Below are 17,904 nucleotides of genomic sequence, written 5' to 3' on the forward strand. Positions count from 1 at the left end.
ATATACATTTATAATATACGAATCAATAAGGCAATCGGATTCAGTAAAAAAAAATCCGGAAATTTAATTTCCGGATTTTTTAGATTTATGATTTGCTGCTTCTTTTTCTCTTTGGTGCTGGTTCTTCGACGATTTCGTCTTCAACACCGGCAAGAATTCTACCGCAATGTTCACAAACTATAATTTTTTTCCTTTCCCTGATCTCAGCTTGTCTTTGTGGGGGAACGATGTTAAAGCAACCACCACATGCTCCACGCTTAACCAAAACTACTGCTAAACCATTTTTAGCATTCTTTCTGATTTTGTCGTAAGATTTGATCAACCGGTCATCTACTTTTTTAGCAGCTTTTTCCATGTCATTCTTAAGCTTTTTTTCTTCGTTTTCACTTTCAGAGACAATGGTATCAAGTTCACCTTTCTTTTGGTCCAGATCTTTTTGTCTGTCCTTCAAGATTTCGTTAAGGTCTTCAATGTCCTTTTGCTTACTTTCAATTCTTACCTGTGTTTCGGTAATTTTCTTTTTCGATACTTGGATTTCCAGATCCTGCAATTCTAATTCTTTAGTAATTGCATCATACTCCCTGTTATTCCTTACATTCATTTGCTGATCCTGGTATTTTTTGATCAGCTTTTCGGAATCTTTTATGGCATCTTTGTACTTTTTAATTTCGTCCTCCATGGAGGATATATCAGCATTAAATTTGCTTAATCGGGTTTCGTATCCTATTATCTCATCTTCCAAATCCTGAACTTCCTCAGGAAGAGCCCCCCTTACCTTAAATATTGCATCAAGACGGGAATCGATATTTTGTAAGTTGAGAATTGCTTCTAATTTTTGTGCGACTGGACTTTCCATGTACTATAGGTAACTTATAGGATTTGTAATTACATTTGTCAAATAGGTTGCAATATTACTAAATTTTCGTGACAATATATCTTTTAAAAGTTCTTTTGTGTAAATTTCACTTTCATAGTGCCCTATGTCGGCCAATAGTATATCCTTTTCAGCATCAAAGAATTCATGGTATTTGATGTCTGCTGTGACAAAAACATCTGCCCCAGACCTCTTCGCATTATTCAGTAGGAAAATCCCTGCACCCCCGCAAATAGCTATTTTACTAACTTTTTTGTCAGAAATATGGGTGTGTTTCAGCACCTTTAAATCCATTGAAGCCTTTAAATGGAGTAGGAAATCTCTGCCAGACATGGGATCTGGAAGAGTACCTATCATGCCTGAACCTACATCCTGATTTTTATTTTCTAGTATTTGAATATAATAGGCGACTTCTTCGTAGGGATGTGAAGTTTTTAATGTATTGATGATTTTGTTTTCCAGATGACTTGGGAAGATTAACTCAACCTTGGTTTCCTCTACTGTTGATAATTCACCTTTCCTGCCAAGTGTGGGCTCCGCTCCATCCTGAGGTAAAAAACTCCCGGTTCCCTCAGATTTAAAACTGCAATTGGAGTAATTGCCAATTTCTCCAGCACCAGCGGCAAACAGGTCTTCTAACACTTTGTCAACATTAGTCTTGGGAATAAAAGTGCTGAGTTTTGATATTATCCCCTTTTTGGGAGCCAATATTTTTGGGTTTAACAAGCCTATTTTTTCAGCGATTTTGCGATTGACTCCCTGGCTGACAGCGTCTAGATTGGTGTGGATAGCGTAGATGGCAATGTCGTTTTTGATAGCGTTTATCACCGTACGCTCTATATAATTTTTACCAGTTAAACTCTTGAGTCCTCTAAATACAATGGGGTGGTGGGCAACGATAAGGTTACAATTCTTTTCTTTGGCTTCCTTTACAACATCTTCTGTTACATCGAGGGAACAGATGATGCCTTTTACTTCGGTCATCGGGTCGCCCACAATTAATCCTGCGTTGTCATAACTTTCCTGATAGGCAGTTGGTGCCAGGTTTTCCAGATAAGATATGATATCCTTAATCAAATAAACCATATATTTGCTTTCGTTTTACTCCCAAAACTACAAAAAAAACACCAATGCGTTTTGTTGATTTTTTACTATTTCCCCTTGCTCTAATCTATGATGGGATCACTTCGTTGAGAAACAGGATGTTTGAGGCAGGGCTTAAGAAAAGTCAGCCTTTCGAGGTGCCCACTATTGTGGTTGGGAATTTGGCAGTGGGTGGAACAGGAAAGACGCCTTTTGTGGAGTTTTTGATAAATCATCTTTCTTCTTCATTTAACCTGGCGATTTTAAGTAGAGGGTATGGAAGAAAAACCAGTGGCTACAGATTGGCAAATGAGCAAAGTACACCGAGTGAAATAGGGGATGAGCCTTTTCAGGTTTATTCAAAGTTTAAAGAAAAGGTGACTGTGGCGGTAGGTGAAGAAAGAATACTTGCCATTCCCATGATTCTTGCAGAAAATCCTGAAGTGGAGTCGATTATACTGGATGATGCTTTTCAACACAGGTACCTATTGGCTGATCTTAATATTTTATTAACGACCTACAAAAGACCATTTTTCACTGATTATCTTTTGCCTGTAGGGAGGCTACGAGAAGGAAGACGCAATGTGAATAGAGCCGACCTAATCGTGGTTACCAAATGCCCCGATACCTTAGACTTAAATGAGAAAAATAGGTTCAGAAAACAAATTTCAGATTATCTGGTAAGGGAGAAACCCATTTACTTTGCTGGTCTTAAATATGGTTCTCCTTATCCTTTGAATCTGGGATTTTCTGAACCGGGTGATAAATTTATTTTGGTAACTGGTATAGTAGATCCTGAACCAATACGTTTACATTTAGAAGGCAAGCAAAAGGTCGTCATGGAAACCATTGCTTTTCCTGATCACCATTCTTACAAGGCAAAAGATATGCTGCGCATTAGTGAAGTATATAAAAAATATGCGACTAAAAATGTAAGTATTTTGACTACAGAAAAAGATGCTGTAAAATTGAAGGATAATAAATTGTTGGAATTGGTTAGTAATATCCCTGTATTTGTATTGCCAGTGGAGATAGATATGGAGCAAAAGGAAGAAGAACAGCTTTTAAAAATAATTAAAAGCATGATTATTAATAAAAATGCTAACGGTGAAATTTAATCTGAGAACTTTCTTTGCGCTTTTAGCAATAACCGTTGCCTTTATAGCCCCTTCCTTGGCGCAGCAGCAACAGAGACAGGGTGGTAATGCTAGTCGACCTACAGAGGAGGAAAGAGGGAACACTGCCATGAAAAAAGGGTTGCTCGATGATTCTACCAAAATGGTCTATGGTCCCAAAACATCCCTTTATTATTACGAGCACTTTGTTAGGAATAACCGGTTTAAGCAAATGGAGTTGGATACTTCTCTTACCGGTTTTCACAATTACGAAGCGGTAGCTAATACCTGGTACAAATACCAGGACCTTGGAAATTTAGGGACAGCTGCAAGACCCGTTTTTTACGATGTTCCTAATCAAATCGGCAGAACATCAGGTTTTCATGCTTATGACCTTTATCACAATACTCCTGACAGCATAAGGTATTACAATACGAAATCACCCTACACTAAAATTGAAGCTTTTTTCGGCGGGGGGAATAGGAATAAGTTGGACATAGGCTTTGCCAGGAATATTACTCCGAACTGGAATGTAGGAATTGGCTACCATACAATTAGGGCCAGAAAAACACTTAACCCCACTACTCGAGATGATAATAATGTGGTGAATGATTCCTACGAGATACATTCGAATTACAAGTCTGACAATGGCAAATATTTCTTGCTAGGCACCATCACCAGAATGAAGCACAATGTGAATGAACAAGGAGGAATTATACCTCCGAGTGTGGATACTACTTCTTTGTATTTCACTTATGAGGACGCAAAGGTTTGGCTGAGTAACTCCAAAGCAGTGGATTTGAGGCAGAATTATCACCTTTACCACGAATACGAGATTTTAAAGGGCTGGCAAGCTTATCATGTATTTGATAAATCCAAGCAAGCTGTTACCTTCTTTTCAAACTTAGGGACTTCAGATTCTACTTATTTTAATACCAATAGGTTTAATTCAATCAATGAAGACAATGCTTTTAGCAAAGAGGACACTACCAACAACCACAATCATTTTTCCGAATGGAAAAACGAGGTAGGGTTTAAAGGTGATTTTGGGCCTGTCTATTACAATGCCTTTTTAAAATTTAGAACTGGACGAATGGCGAGTCGGTTTTTCACTTCAAACAATTCCTTTACCGAATTGTCTTTGGGAGGAGCTTTAAGAGGAGAGATTAACGAAAATTGGATCTTTGAAGCAGAGGGAGAATACCTTATTCCGGATGGTTACAGGGTAAAGGGCTTGTTTATTTCGCCCTTTTTGGATGTTAGTTATACCAAAGCACTCTACAAGCCCAATATGATGCAGCAGCAATATAGTGGCAACCATTATATGTGGAAGAATGATTTTTCTAATACTGGGGTAGACCAAATTAAAGGGACAATCAAAGGAGACTTTAAGAATTATAAGATAAGGCCTAACCTGACCATCAATAGGGTTAACAATTACATTTTTTACAATGAAGAAATGGTTCCAGAGCAGATTTCATCCGAAGCTTTTATGGTGATTCCTGGATTGGAGTCTCATTTGGTTTTTGCAGGTAAATTCCACTGGCAATCTGAAGCTTACTATACATTGATTACAGGCGGTGCTGCAGATAAATTTAGAATACCTGAACTTTTTATAAATACCCGATTTTTCTTTGACGGGCCGATGTTTGATGATCATGTCTACGTGCAATTGGGTATAGAAGGCAGGTATAGAAGTGACAATTATGCTCCGGCCTATATGCCTGCGACTCAGCAATTCTATTTGCAAAATAATTTCAATGTTTATGCCTATCCTGTTGTGGATGCTTTTCTAAACTTTCGAATCAATAGAACAAGGGTTTTGTTTAGGTACAACCATTTGAACTCTGGACAAATGCCCAATGATGGTTATTTTATTACACCAGATTACACAGGGTTAAAAGGCATGTTGGATTTAGGGATAAGTTGGTACTTCTTTGATTAAAAATATAAAATGAGCTGGCAGGAATCGACAAAAAACAAAATGTTGCGTTTGGAATTACCTACTGACCCAAGGTGGGTGGACATTGCAAGTATAAGCCTTGAATCCATATTAGTCGACCATGCTTATTGCGAACAAAAGGCAGCTTCCTCATGCATTTCTCTGATAATTAAGTTTCCTGAATTTGATCAAATGGTAGATGTGCTCACACCAGTGGTGGCAGAAGAGTGGGCGCACTTTGAGGCTGTAATGGGGCAAATAAGAAAACGAGGTTATAAGTTTGGTTTTCCAAGAAAAGACAATTATGTTATTCAACTTCAGTCATTCGTGAGGAAAGGGGGTAGCAGAAAAGACCAGCTTTCCGAGCTTTTATTGATGAATGCCCTTATAGAAGCCAGGTCTTGTGAACGTTTTAAACTGCTGTGGAAAAACCTTGATGACAAGGAGCTCTGTGATTTTTACCATGAGCTTATGATTTCTGAAGCAGGTCATTATGTTAACTTTATCCAACTTGCAAAAAAGTACCAGGACCCTGAAAAGGTTGAATTACGTTGGCAAGAGTGGTTGGCGCACGAAAAGGAGGTTTTGAAAGAACTAGAGATCAGGGGAGACCGAATGCATTAATACTCAACGGGAATAAGTTAATACCCAATCCAATACATGGTTAACATTGCTAGCCATTGCTGTAAGCCTGAAAATATCAATATTAGCTAATAGCTCTTTTATCACTTGAAAGAATCATTTCGTGGTGACGTAGGTAAACACTATTACATAATCCAGGTTAAACCCGAAATATGCAATAGACAATCTATTACCTGCTGAAATCGCTTCAAAATCAGCCACTTCGTTGCTGTTTTCAATTTCACCATAGCGGTGCTATGCTAAAATCTCCAAACAGCCTGATTTTCTTGCGATTGCAACACACATCACGAATCCTATTACATAATCCGGGTTAAAAACAATTAAAAAACCTTTGATTTCTTTTTATGAAGGGTATTTATAGTTAATATTAACGATAAAGACGTGAATAAAATTAATTATTGGCCACTTACGGACAATTTATGAATCTGCTCGAAAATATTAGAGAAGCCTTTAGATCGGTAAAATCAAATCTTCTCAGGACCATTTTAACCGGCTTGATTATAGCCATTGGCATCACCTCTTTGGTAGGCATGCTTACAGCAATAGACGCAATGAAGGCTCAAATCGAAGAAAGTTTATCTGGGTTTGGTGCCAATAATTTTGATGTTAGGAGTAAAGGATTTTCAGGGGGTAGGGCTACTTCTTCAGGAATTGCTCAAAAGAATTACCCTAATATTACCTTTAGAGAGGCTTCTGAATTTCAAGATAAATACAATCAGAGAGGCGTTTCAACAGTGACTACCTTCGTGTCGGGTTCAGCAGAAGTCAAAAAAGACTCCAAAAAGACCAATCCCAATAGTCGAATTATAGGAGGAGATGAGAATTATTTTTTAATTAAAGGGGTGGCCATAGATAAAGGTAGAAGTTTCAGCAATGTGGAAATAGAGTATGGAAACAATGTTTGTGTCATAGGAACCGAGATTCAAAAAACTCTATTTGATGATAAGGAAAACCCTCTGAATCAATACATTTCTTTTTATGGTAAGCGGTATACTATTGTTGGGATTATGGAAAAACAAGGTGGTGTTGGTGGAGATTCTGGTGCTGATCGAGCGATTATTATTCCTATACTTAATGCCAGAAACCTCGATAAGAGAGGAAGTTTCAGGTATACCATTACCATAGCAGGGCAAGACCCTTTAAAGTTGCAATACGAAATGGGTCAGGCAACAGGTATTATGCGGGCTATTCGGGAAGATGGGGTAGGCATGGAGGATTCTTTTGAAGTTGTAAAATCCCAAACCCTCGGAGAAAGTCTTGAAGAGATTGCAGGGTATCTTAGGATTGGTGGTTTTGGAATAGGCTTTATCACCTTACTAGGAGCCTCGATTGGATTGATGAACATAATGTTGGTATCTGTTACAGAAAGAACAAGAGAAATTGGGATTAGAAAAGCAATGGGAGCTACCCCACTTCGGATACGACAGCAATTTTTAATTGAAGCCATTGTTATTTGTGTTTTAGGCGGGATACTCGGAGTAATAATGGGGATTGGTATAGGGAATATTGTGGGCAATACAGTGGGTCCAGGCGGATTTTTGATTCCTTGGGTTTGGATTATTTTTTCATTTGTAGTCTGTATTTTGGTAGGATTGTTTTCCGGGCTTTTGCCTGCCTATAAAGCCAGTAAACTTGATCCTATAGAATCACTTCGGTACGAGTAAATAAAAAATAAATGAATAAGAATACATTTGATGCCATTGTAATCGGCTCAGGGATTAGCGGAGGATGGGCCGCAAAGGAATTGTGTGAGAAAGGATTAAAAACACTGGTATTAGAAAGGGGAAAAGATGTAAAGCACAAGGTGGATTACCCTACCATGCATACTCCTCCCTGGGAATTCCCTTTGCGTGGACAAATGCCACTAGAAGTAAAAAAGGAAAACCCCATTGTCTCTAGGTGTTATGCATTCAAAGATGATGCGGATCATTTTTTTGTCAAAGACAAAGAGCATCCATATATTCAAGATAAGCCATTTGATTGGATTCGGGGTTACCAAGTAGGAGGTAAATCCCTACTTTGGGCCAGACAGGTACAAAGATGGAGCAAGTATGATTTTGAGGGGCCGGGAAGGGATGGCTTCGCTGTAGATTGGCCAATTCGCTATGAGGATATAGCCCCATGGTACAGTTATGTGGAACGCTTTATTGGCGTCAGCGGAAATAAAGATGGCTTGGAAACTTTACCTGATGGTGAGTTTTTACCAGCATGGGAAATGAACAAGGTTGAAAAAACTATTCAACAAAGAGTAAACGCAGCCTATCCTGATAGAAATTTCGTGATTGGAAGGTGTGCCCATCTTACCAAACCTGCTGCGCATCACAAGGCACAAGGAAGAGGGCAATGCATGGCGAGAAGTATGTGCCAGAGAGGTTGTCCTTTTGGGGCCTATTTTAGCTCAAATTCTTCTACTTTGCCAGCTGCAGAAGCTACTGGAAATCTTACAATAAGGCCTCATTCAGTGGTGCATTCTTTGATCTATGACGATGCTAAGGGTAAAGCAACAGGTGTGCAAGTGGTAGATTCGGAAACCTTAGAAACCACCGAGTATTTTGCCAAAGTGATTTTTGTAAATGCTTCTACACTAAACTCAAACCTTATATTGCTCAACTCTAAATCAAGTCGATTCCCTGAGGGTTTAGGCAATGACAATGGATTGCTAGGGACTCATATTGCTTTTCACAACTACCGAGGGTCATTGTCAGCCAGAATGGATGGGTTTCTTGAAGACTACTATTATGGACGTAGGCCTACAGCCATCATGATGCCCAATTTTAGAAATGTGAAAAAACAGGAAATGGATTTTCTTAGAGGGTACATGACCTTTTATTCGGCTGGTAGAGGTGGATGGGGTAATGCGAGAAATACAGATTTTGGACCTGGTTTTAAAGAAGCCAACTCAGAAGCTGGTGCTTGGGGTGTGTACATGATGATGCAGGGGGAGACAATACCAAAGTTAGAAAACAGGGTATACCTGGATGATGAGGTCAAAGATAAATGGGGTATGCCTGTACTAAGGGTTGATGTTGGATACGACGAAAACGATGAAAAATCTCTAAAGGACTTTTTGGACCAAGGGGCAGAAATGTTAGAAAAGGCGGGCTGTAAGGATATCCGGCAAAGAGATAGTGGGCAAGCACCCGGTTTAGATATTCATGAAATGGGAGGGGTAAGAATGGGTAAAGATCCATCTACTTCTTTGTTGGGAAAACACCATCAACTACATGCTTGTCCGAATGTTTATGTAACTGATGGATCCTCCATGACTTCTACAGGGACACAAAACCCTAGCCTTACTTTTATGGCTTTTACAGCAAGGGCTGTAGATCATGCTGTTAAAGCATTGAAAAGAAATGAGATATAGTTTATTATGCAATTGGGATTTTCAATTTGATCTCTGATTTAATGAAGGTAGAATTTATAATGATATGTAAAAATTTGAATTAAAATATTTAACTTACGGCTTAATTTTCTTTTAAAGTCGCCTGATTAATAAAAAAATATGAAAAGATTACTATTGTTTAGTCTCTACCTTGCCTTTGGCGCAGGTGTCATTAGTTGTAAACCCGAAGAAATAAAGGAGAAAACCCGGCCTAATATTATCTTCATAATGAGTGATGATCATGCTTATCAGGCGATAAGTGCTTACGGTCATGGGCTTAATGAAACCCCAAATATTGATCGAATAGCCAATGAAGGGGCTATTTTTCATCGTGCTACCGTAACCAATTCAATTTGTGCACCCAGTAGGGCCGTAATGTTGACTGGAAAGCATAGTTTTATCAATGGCAAGGTTGATAATATCCAGCCATTTGATTGGGATCAGGATAATTTTCCCAAGTTACTTCAAGCCAATGGTTACCAAACAGCCATGATTGGAAAAATACATATGGATGGTCTTCCACAAGGGTTTGACTTTTCCATGGTTCTTCCTGGTCAGGGACATTATTACAATCCAGATTTCTTAATTAATGGAGAAAAGAAACAGATAGAGGGATATTGCACAGACATTATCACAGATGCTGCATTGAACTGGTTGAAAAATGACAGAAAGGAAGACGAGCCTTTTCTTTTGCTATATCACCAAAAAGCACCTCATAGAAATTGGAAACCTGCTCAGAAATATTTGACTTTATATGACGATGTGACCTTTGACCCTCCTGCGAATTTCTTTGATGATTATGAAGGAAGAGGAACTGCTGCTAAAACGCAGGAGATGGAGATTGATGGACATGCACGTTGGGGACATGACTTCAAATTTCAATTTGACCCTACCAATGGAGATACCACTTGGTTGGTAAATCAGTTGAAGCGATTGAATCCTGAACAATTGGAAGACTGGCTGGCAGCTTATGAACCTAAAAATAAGGCCATGCGTGAGGCGAATCTAAGCGGTAAGGAATTGGCTTTGTGGAAATACAATCGCTATATCAAGGATTACTTGAGAACGATCAAATCTGTAGATGATGGTGTAGGGGAACTTTTGGATTACTTAAAAGAGACTGGGCTAGATGAAAATACAATAGTGGTATATACATCTGATCAAGGATTTTATTTGGGAGAACATGGTTGGTTTGACAAACGCTTTATGTATGAGGAATCCTTCAGAACGCCACTATTGATGAAGTATCCAAAAGAGATTAAAGCAGGTAGTAGTTTTAACCAATTGGTTCAGAACCTTGATTTTGCACCTACCTTTTTGGATTATGCAGGAATAGCCATTCCTGAGGAAATGCAAGGTGAATCGTTTAAGGATTTGGTAGCAGGGAAGACGGATGAGTGGAGAGATGCTGTGTACTATACTTATTATGAGTATCCGGCTGAGCATCAAGTTAAGCGGCATTATGGAGTGTCCACCAAACGTTACAAACTCATTCATTTTTACTATGATATAGATGAGTGGGAATTGTATGACTTGGAAAAAGATCCTTCGGAAATGAAAAGTGTCTATGATGATCCAGCCTATGCTGAGGTCCAAAAAATGATGCATGAAAAGTTGGAAGAGACAAGGAAAAAATATGGTGACAGTGATGAACTGAACCAACATTACCTTGATGCCTATTTGGAACATAGGGCAAATAGATAATTGAATTCAAATTTAAAAAAGGCATGAGGATATATTCTTCATGCTTTTTTTTGTGTCAAAAAATAATATTAAAGATTAGAAATACTTGTCACCTAATTAGGGATTGTATCCTAACCTAGCATAAAGCAGCATACTGCCTTTTTTTAGGAATTGGTATTTGAAAAAAACTGCCCTATTTCCATAAATAAAGTTCGGAATTATAACACCGAACGAAAGGCCTATTTTACTTTTTCATATTTGAAGCGTTAATTGTTAATGCCTTAGTCAAATGAAAAAGTTTAAGATTATCCTTGTCAGCATTTTTATAGCCATTCTTTTCCTATCAGATCTTTTGATTTCCCAGTCTAATTTCGAAGAGGGAAAAGAAAGCTATGCTTTAGGTGCATTTAATGTCAAAAATGGTACAAGTTTTTTTTTCAATAAAACAAGTTTTTCCGAACTCCTACACTAGTCGACTGACTGGGCTTGAGATGGTGTAGCTACCATCAATTCATTTCTTCATTAACCTAAGAAATGGCTTGGATTAGCCTTTAAATGAAGTTTTTAGTAGCTTATTTTTTTACTGAGCATTCATTAGTATTTTTTTTTATAAAAATTTAATTTGCATATTTAGCTTTGAAAAAAAACATTTTTTGTAAAAGAATCTTTTTGTTAAGCTAGAGAACTATGGGTGAAATTCCTGAAAGGGTTATCATAGGAGACAAATCTATCGTGGTGTTGCCATTTGTTAACATGAGCAACGATCAAGAGAATGAATATTTCAGTGATGGTATTACGGAAGAAATAATCAATGCCCTAACCAAGGTGGAAGGGCTCAAGGTGATTGCCAGAACCTCATCTTTTGCTTTCAAAGGCAAGAATTTGGATGTAAGAGAAATAGGTCAGAAACTAGATGTAGCCAATATTCTGGAGGGAAGTGTTCGGAAGGTTGCAAATCGTGTCCGAATTACTGCGCAGCTAATTAATGCCAAAAATGGAGTGCATTATTGGTCCAAGAATTTTGACCGCCAAATTCAGGACATTTTTGCTTTGCAGGATGAAATAAGCTTACTAATTGCTGACCAAATCCGAGAGAATTTTGGACATTTGAATATTCAGGATCATTTGATTCAAGCTTCAACACGTAGTGTTTCTGCTTATGAACATTTTTTAAAGGGTCGATATCACCAACTTCAATGGACCGCCGCCTCTTTAAAACAAGCCATAGTTCAATACGACGCAGCCATTGCAAAAGACCCTGAATTTGCCAGAGCCTATTATGGAAATTTACAGTGTTATGGTTTATTAGTCATTTGGGGCTTTATACCTGCGGAAGAAGGAATGGGCAAAGCGATAGACAATTTTATAATTGCCAAGGAACTTGATACTGAACTGCCCGAATATCCCATGTCTTTTGTAGGAAGAAGCTTGTGGAAGGAATGGGATTTTAAACAGGGTTATGAATACATTCAGCAAACCTTGGCCATGAATCCCAAACATACTGATGCATTGGAGGCAATGGCTGAGTTGTTTATTGCCTTGGGCTATTTTGATCAAGCTGAGGTATTTGTGAAGAAAGCCTTGGAAGTGGATCCCTTGTCCCCCAATCACCACTTTACAATGGCCAATATCTATTATTTAAGGCAAGCTTTTGATATTTCTTTGCACCATATTGATAAAGCATTGCAGATCAATCCGGAATTTGACCATGCCGTGAGACTAAAGGTGAATGTTTTCATACTGTTGGGGAAAGAGGAGGAAGTTGAAGTGTTGGCTGAAAAATTTGAGGAAAAAGCATTGATAAAACTGCTTTACGCAATTGTTAATAAGAAAATCGGGCAGGTTCCTAAAGAATACTTAGATGAATGGGAGGGTTTAGAAAGAGAAACAGGGGAAATAATGCCCTATAGATTGTTTATCCTAGCCAATGGAAATTGCTCTAAACAAGCCTTTAAGTTGTTGCAAAGTGGGATCGAAATGCGCAGAGGGCAATTAATGAACTATAGATATGAACCCTTTTTACAAGGCTTAAAAGAAATTGAAGGATTTGAAAGCTTACACAAGGCCAACTTTAGCTTGACTGGAAATGAAGAGTGGTTTGCCCAAGTGAAGCCATCCCAAATTTTGGATGAAAGTGAATCGGATGTGTTAAAGGAAAAGTTAATTAGGTATTTTGACAAGGAAAAACCGTTCCTAGACCCCCAAATGAATTTAAACGCTTTGGGTAGTAAATTGGAACTTCACCCCAACAAACTGTCCTATTTAATTAATGAAAAACTTAAAGTTAATTTTAACGAATTTGTGAACAATTACCGATTAAATTATTTTAAAAAGATGGCGATCAATCCACGTTTTAATCACCTAACGCTGCTTGCACTGGCATTTGATAGTGGTTTTAATTCCAAAACAGTTTTCAATTCTTTCTTCAAGGCAAAAGAAGGAGTTACACCAAGTGTTTGGTTGAAAAAGGAAAAAATGGAAAAATAGCCAGCAAGGAAGCAAAAGGTATTACATTATAATTCAGAACGCACCAGTAGATGTAAAGGCTCATATTTGTTCAGAATAATTTAATAAACTATTGTATCATGAGAACGAATCCAATGCCTGGACCAGATAAAAATGAATCTTTTCCTTTACTGAATCATAACAAACTGTGTTTCTTAAAGAATATCATTACCAATCCCAATATAGAAGTGGGGGATTATACCTATTATGATGATTTAGAAGATGTTTACAATTTTGAAAAAAACGTCAAATATCATTTTGATTTTATAGGCGACAAATTAATAATAGGTAAATTTTGTATGATTGCCTCGGGTGTTTCATTTATAATGAACGGGGGGAATCACCTTAGTACTTCTATTTCAGCCTATCCTTTTGCTATTTTTGGTCGTGGCTGGGAAAAAGCCATGAAAGGAAAAAGCTACCCTTACAAAGGAGATACCATTGTAGGCAATGATGTTTGGTTAGGTCATAAAGTAAGGGTTATGCCGGGGGTGAAAATCGGTGATGGGGCCATTATTGCCAGCCATTCGGTGGTAACTGCTGATGTTCCACCCTATGCTATGGTTGGCGGAAATCCTGCCAAACTAATTCGAAAAAGATTTTCTGATAGCACCATTACTCGGTTGCTTGAATTAAAATGGTGGAATTGGCCCATTCAAAAAATAACCGACAATGCACACCTTTTGACCGGTGATGATATAGAAGGATTCTTAAAAGAGCTTTAATTCAATGATATTTTTAAGGTGTTGAATAGATAAAAGCTAGGTTTTTTAATTCCCTTAAGCGGATAATTTAGCTAATGACGTATTTGTATAAGGAAATTTAATTAGACAAAGAAATGCAAAACAATTGTCACCTTAGGCTTCGGGTAAACACTCGAAGCTTTTTTTGTGCAATTTACAAGCACTATCAAAAAACAGAGCCGGAATAGGTGACTCCCAATCTATTACGTGCTAAAATCTCCAAACATCCTGATTTCCTTGCGATTGCAACCCTTCCCGTAAACACGGGACAGGCTTTACCCCTGACACAGGGCGGAGAAATCCTATTACATAATACGGGTTGAAGTAATTTTTTTACCTACCAAAGAGGTTCACAATTATAAATTGGAACGATCCATAGGTCCCTGCCTGCTACTTTTGAACCATCAATTTTATTTAAAAGTAGTATTCTTATCAACTTTAACTTATTTAAAATGAAATCATTAGTATTAGTAGGGCTATTTTTCCTTTCCATGCTCCCCGGATTTGCTCAAAGCAATTCCTTTACCATTAGCGGTTATCTCACAGATGAGGTCAATGGGGAAGTACTCATAGGTTCTACTGTTAGGGTAGATCAAATTAAAAGCGGAACGGTGTCCAATGTGTATGGGTTTTATTCCATTACTTTAGAAGAAGGAATTTACGACCTTCATTTTAGTTATGTGGGTTATACAGAGGTTCGTAAACAAGTAAAGCTGGACAAGGACCTTAGAATGGATATTTCTTTGGCTTTGTCTGATACGGAGTTAGAGACTGTGGTCATTCAAAGCGATAGGATGGATGAAAATGTATCATCCGTAGAAATGAGCACAGCGAAAATGGATATTAAAACCATCGAGAAGATGCCGGCCTTTGTTGGAGAGGTGGATGTACTAAAAAGTATACAGCTGCTTCCAGGTGTGAGCTCGGTAGGGGAGGGCACTTCCGGTTTCAACGTAAGAGGAGGTACAGTGGGGCAAAATCTTGTTTTATTGGACGAAGCCCCTGTTTACCAGTCCTCTCATTTGTTTGGTTTTTTCTCTGTCTTCAACCCGGATGCGGTCAAGGATGTCAAACTTTATAAAGGAGGGATCCCAACCCGCTTTGGAGGCAGGTTATCCTCTGTTCTTGACATAAGGATGAAAGAGGGGAATAATCAAAACTATGATGTAGCAGGTGGAATAGGGACTGTATTTAGCAGACTGTCTTTAGAAGGACCTATCAAAAAAGGAAAATCCTCATTTATACTTGCGGGGCGTCGTTCTTATGCAGATGTATTGGCACGACCATTTACAGATGCTTTGGACAATGGGGCGGGAATGTACTTTTACGATCTTACCGCAAAAACCAATTTTGAGCTAAATGATAAGAACAAGCTCTTCGTATCCGGTTATTTGGGTAGAGACGTTTTTAATTTTGATGAATCGCAAGGCGTTAACTGGGGAAATAAAACTGCCTCGATACGTTGGAATCACCTTTATGGAAGTAAATTATTTTCAAACTTCTCAGCATTTTACAGCGACTACAATTATGGTTTCAGCTTTGGAACCAATGAAAATGATCAGTTTGACTGGCAGGCAGCTATTTCTACCTGGAATTTCAAGCCTGAATTTACCTGGTTTGCCAACCCTTCTCATGAACTTACCTTTGGAGGAGAATTAATTGCTTATCGTTTTCGACCCGCAGATGCGTCAATTGTAAATAATGGAGAGCTATCCAATATCAGTTTGGATCATCGGAAAGCAGTTGAGGGAGCCCTGTATGTAAGTAGTGAGCAAAAATTTGGTGATAAGTTAGTAGCGCAATATGGCCTTCGATTCAGTTATTTCAATCATTTTGGAGATAAGACTTATACCTATGGAGATACCTTGCCGGGAATAGAACGGCCTTTGATAGAGATTTCTGAAAATGGACCCTGGAACTCGGTGGCTCAATACAACAACTTTGAACCTAGGCTGTCAATAAAGTATTCACTGAATGAATCCAGTTCCTTGAAGGGAAGTTATAATCGGATGAGCCAGTATCTACACCAAATTTCAAATACAACCGCTTCATTGCCCATTGATATCTGGCAACCATCCGACAACAATATATTGCCTCAAAGCGGGAATCAGGGAGCCTTAGGTTTTTTCAAAAACTTTTTTGGCAATCGGTTTGAAACCAGTGCTGAGATCTACTATAAATGGAACCAAAACCAAATAGATTACATCGATGGGGCCGAATTATTTATCAATGAATTTATGGCTTCTCAATTACTGTCAGGTAAAGGAAGGGCGTATGGATTAGAATTATATGCCAAGAAAAATCAAGGGAGGTTTACGGGTTGGATAAGTTATACCTTGGGTAAAACTGAATTGAAAGTAGATGGGATAAATTATGGTGACAATGAATTGACAAGGGAGGGGAATTGGTATCCTACAAGGTATGACCAACGCCATAACCTGAAGCTGGCAGGGTTTTATGAACTAAACAAGAGGGTGACGCTGTCAGCAAATTTCAGTTATTTGTCTGGTACGCCCACCACCTTTCCAACAGATCGGATCATAGTGCAAGGAAAGGTGATCCCATATATCGATGGAAGTGATAGAAATAACTATCGGATTCCTAATTTTCACCGATTGGACATTGCTTTGACAATAGACAATGTATGGAGAGGAAAGAAACAGCGGAAAGGTACGGATAACCTTGTCGTCTCGGTTTACAATCTTTACGGTAGGAAAAATCCTTTCAGTATTTATTTTTCACAAGAAGCATCCTCGAGACCACAAGTGGGTGAGCCCTTATCTACTTCAGCCCATCAGATGTCTCTCATTGGTTCTTTAATACCTTCTGTAACTTATAATTTTAAATTTTAATTTTAGACAAATTAATACCTATATCATGAAAAAATTAGTCGTTTTCTTTTTGGCCTGTCTTAATTTCGCGTGTGATACTGAAATCAATCCTACTCTTAATCCTGCGGCAGAGGTGATGGTTGTGGATGCTTGGTTAAATGATAAAAATGAAACCCAGAAAATTTTTCTGACAATATCGCAACCTTATTTTAATCAATCCCTTCCTGAGAAGGTAGAGGATGCAAGTGTAAGTGTCATAGATCTTTCTTCAGGAGAAACAATTACATTTATTGAAACAGATGCCTACTATGCTTGGGAACCGGGTGATGAAGGATTTTTGGAAATTGGTCACCAATATCAGCTACTCATTGAAGTGGAAGGTGTAACTTATACTGCCAATGCGGGTTTGGGGCCTGTACCTGAGGTTGATTCCGTGGAGTTTGCTTATAATCCGAAAGACATTAATTTCAAGGAACCTTATTTTACTGCAGAGTTTTTGGCCAATGATATCCCCGGGCAGGGAGATGCCTACTGGATCAAGGCTTGGAAAAATGGTGTTTACTTAAGCAAGCCTTCTGAAATCAATATCGCCTATGATGCAGGTTTTTCTTCCAATCAAACTATGGATGGAGTGCTTTTTAATCAGATCATTCGTAAAGATTTCGTGAATCCATGGGATAAAAATCCGGACAATGAAAACGTTTTATTGCCCCCATATGTGGTAGGAGACTCCTTGTATTTGGAGATTCATTCCATTGACCCTATGGCATTTGAATTTTTGTCCGGAGTAATATTACAAACCAATAGGCCTGGCGGTTTTTCTGAATTATTTTCGACTCCATTGGCAAATGTTATCACTAATATTCAACCAGTATCCGGAGAATCTTCCACTAAGGTTCAGGGCTTCTTTAATGTTTCCGCTGTCACAAGTGGAGGCGGAAAATTAACCGGCGCTATTGCAGAAGCTGCAATGAACTTGGAAGAAAACTAATGTCCATCAATCGACAAAATTAATTTAGGGTAACAATTTTATTTATAAGAAAATAGTTGTTACCCTGAATTAAATGGAATTTGTTATAATGGAAATATGCTTTTAACCCGGAT

Annotated in this window: 13 protein-coding genes; 11 read left to right on the forward strand and 2 right to left on the reverse strand. The window is 38.3% G+C overall.

Going from position 1 to position 17,904, the window contains the following annotated elements; translation table 11 throughout:
* Positions 1 to 85: 85 nt before the first annotated feature.
* Both CA2015_RS15460 and CA2015_RS15465 read right to left on the reverse strand, forming a co-directional pair.
* Positions 86 to 856, reverse strand: coding sequence for a zinc ribbon domain-containing protein (locus CA2015_RS15460; protein ID WP_048642707.1), 771 nt, complete (start codon positions 854 to 856; stop codon positions 86 to 88).
* Positions 857 to 859: 3 nt separating this feature from the next.
* Positions 860 to 1,960 carry a Nif3-like dinuclear metal center hexameric protein gene (locus tag CA2015_RS15465; protein ID WP_048642708.1) on the reverse strand — a complete coding sequence of 367 codons (1,101 nt, stop codon included), beginning with the start codon at positions 1,958 to 1,960 and terminating at the stop codon, positions 860 to 862.
* A 44-nt stretch (positions 1,961 to 2,004) separates the two neighbouring features.
* Between CA2015_RS15465 and lpxK the strand changes: the two genes are divergently transcribed.
* The 11 genes from lpxK (at position 2,005) to CA2015_RS15520 (ending at position 17,791) form a co-directional block, all read left to right on the forward strand.
* Positions 2,005 to 3,075: a tetraacyldisaccharide 4'-kinase gene (gene lpxK, locus CA2015_RS15470; protein WP_048642709.1), complete on the forward strand. Its 1,071-nt coding sequence runs from the start codon at positions 2,005 to 2,007 to the stop codon at positions 3,073 to 3,075.
* Complete coding sequence (locus CA2015_RS15475; RefSeq protein WP_048642710.1) at positions 3,056 to 5,017, forward strand: putative porin; 1,962 nt, start codon at positions 3,056 to 3,058, stop codon at positions 5,015 to 5,017. The genes lpxK and CA2015_RS15475 overlap by 20 nt, the downstream gene beginning before the upstream one ends.
* 9 nt (positions 5,018 to 5,026) lie before the next feature.
* A complete protein-coding gene (gene miaE, locus CA2015_RS15480) occupies positions 5,027 to 5,638 on the forward strand; it encodes a tRNA-(ms[2]io[6]A)-hydroxylase (RefSeq protein WP_205749771.1) in 612 nt (203 codons plus the stop codon).
* Between the two features lie 437 nt (positions 5,639 to 6,075).
* Positions 6,076 to 7,320 (forward strand): ABC transporter permease, encoded by a 1,245-nt coding sequence (locus CA2015_RS15485; protein ID WP_048642711.1) that lies wholly within the window; start codon positions 6,076 to 6,078, stop codon positions 7,318 to 7,320.
* Positions 7,321 to 7,331: 11 nt separating this feature from the next.
* Entirely contained in the window at positions 7,332 to 9,020 is a 1,689-nt protein-coding gene (locus CA2015_RS15490; RefSeq protein WP_048642712.1) for a GMC oxidoreductase, read from the forward strand.
* Between the two features lie 138 nt (positions 9,021 to 9,158).
* Positions 9,159 to 10,742, forward strand: coding sequence for a sulfatase family protein (locus CA2015_RS15495; RefSeq protein WP_048642713.1), 1,584 nt, complete (start codon positions 9,159 to 9,161; stop codon positions 10,740 to 10,742).
* A 268-nt stretch (positions 10,743 to 11,010) separates the two neighbouring features.
* Positions 11,011 to 11,193: a hypothetical protein gene (locus tag CA2015_RS15500; RefSeq protein WP_048642714.1), complete on the forward strand. Its 183-nt coding sequence runs from the start codon at positions 11,011 to 11,013 to the stop codon at positions 11,191 to 11,193.
* A 215-nt stretch (positions 11,194 to 11,408) separates the two neighbouring features.
* Positions 11,409 to 13,208 (forward strand): helix-turn-helix domain-containing protein, encoded by a 1,800-nt coding sequence (locus CA2015_RS15505; RefSeq protein WP_048642715.1) that lies wholly within the window; start codon positions 11,409 to 11,411, stop codon positions 13,206 to 13,208.
* Between the two features lie 98 nt (positions 13,209 to 13,306).
* Entirely contained in the window at positions 13,307 to 13,951 is a 645-nt protein-coding gene (locus CA2015_RS15510; protein ID WP_240477813.1) for a CatB-related O-acetyltransferase, read from the forward strand.
* Between the two features lie 470 nt (positions 13,952 to 14,421).
* Complete coding sequence (locus CA2015_RS15515; RefSeq protein WP_048642717.1) at positions 14,422 to 16,821, forward strand: TonB-dependent receptor; 2,400 nt, start codon at positions 14,422 to 14,424, stop codon at positions 16,819 to 16,821.
* A gap of 25 nt (positions 16,822 to 16,846) precedes the next feature.
* Positions 16,847 to 17,791 (forward strand): DUF4249 family protein, encoded by a 945-nt coding sequence (locus tag CA2015_RS15520; protein WP_048642718.1) that lies wholly within the window; start codon positions 16,847 to 16,849, stop codon positions 17,789 to 17,791.
* Positions 17,792 to 17,904: the final 113 nt, after the last annotated feature.

Source organism: Cyclobacterium amurskyense (genome assembly GCF_001050135.1).
In the GTDB taxonomy this organism is placed as follows: domain Bacteria; phylum Bacteroidota; class Bacteroidia; order Cytophagales; family Cyclobacteriaceae; genus Cyclobacterium; species Cyclobacterium amurskyense.

What these genes read in the sequence shown, in the direction of transcription:
- CA2015_RS15490 (WP_048642712.1), top strand. Translation starts at nt 7,332, where the DNA reads ATGAATAAGAATACATTTGATGCCATTGTAATCGGCTCAGGGATTAGC.
- CA2015_RS15465 (WP_048642708.1), bottom strand. Translation starts at nt 1,960, where the DNA reads ATGGTTTATTTGATTAAGGATATCATATCTTATCTGGAAAACCTGGCA.
- CA2015_RS15495 (WP_048642713.1), top strand. Translation starts at nt 9,159, where the DNA reads ATGAAAAGATTACTATTGTTTAGTCTCTACCTTGCCTTTGGCGCAGGT.
- CA2015_RS15485 (WP_048642711.1), top strand. Translation starts at nt 6,076, where the DNA reads ATGAATCTGCTCGAAAATATTAGAGAAGCCTTTAGATCGGTAAAATCA.
- CA2015_RS15500 (WP_048642714.1), top strand. Translation starts at nt 11,011, where the DNA reads ATGAAAAAGTTTAAGATTATCCTTGTCAGCATTTTTATAGCCATTCTT.
- CA2015_RS15510 (WP_240477813.1), top strand. Translation starts at nt 13,307, where the DNA reads ATGAGAACGAATCCAATGCCTGGACCAGATAAAAATGAATCTTTTCCT.
- lpxK (WP_048642709.1), top strand. Translation starts at nt 2,005, where the DNA reads ATGCGTTTTGTTGATTTTTTACTATTTCCCCTTGCTCTAATCTATGAT.
- CA2015_RS15460 (WP_048642707.1), bottom strand. Translation starts at nt 856, where the DNA reads ATGGAAAGTCCAGTCGCACAAAAATTAGAAGCAATTCTCAACTTACAA.
- CA2015_RS15515 (WP_048642717.1), top strand. Translation starts at nt 14,422, where the DNA reads ATGAAATCATTAGTATTAGTAGGGCTATTTTTCCTTTCCATGCTCCCC.
- CA2015_RS15505 (WP_048642715.1), top strand. Translation starts at nt 11,409, where the DNA reads ATGGGTGAAATTCCTGAAAGGGTTATCATAGGAGACAAATCTATCGTG.
- CA2015_RS15520 (WP_048642718.1), top strand. Translation starts at nt 16,847, where the DNA reads ATGAAAAAATTAGTCGTTTTCTTTTTGGCCTGTCTTAATTTCGCGTGT.
- miaE (WP_205749771.1), top strand. Translation starts at nt 5,027, where the DNA reads ATGAGCTGGCAGGAATCGACAAAAAACAAAATGTTGCGTTTGGAATTA.
- CA2015_RS15475 (WP_048642710.1), top strand. Translation starts at nt 3,056, where the DNA reads ATGCTAACGGTGAAATTTAATCTGAGAACTTTCTTTGCGCTTTTAGCA.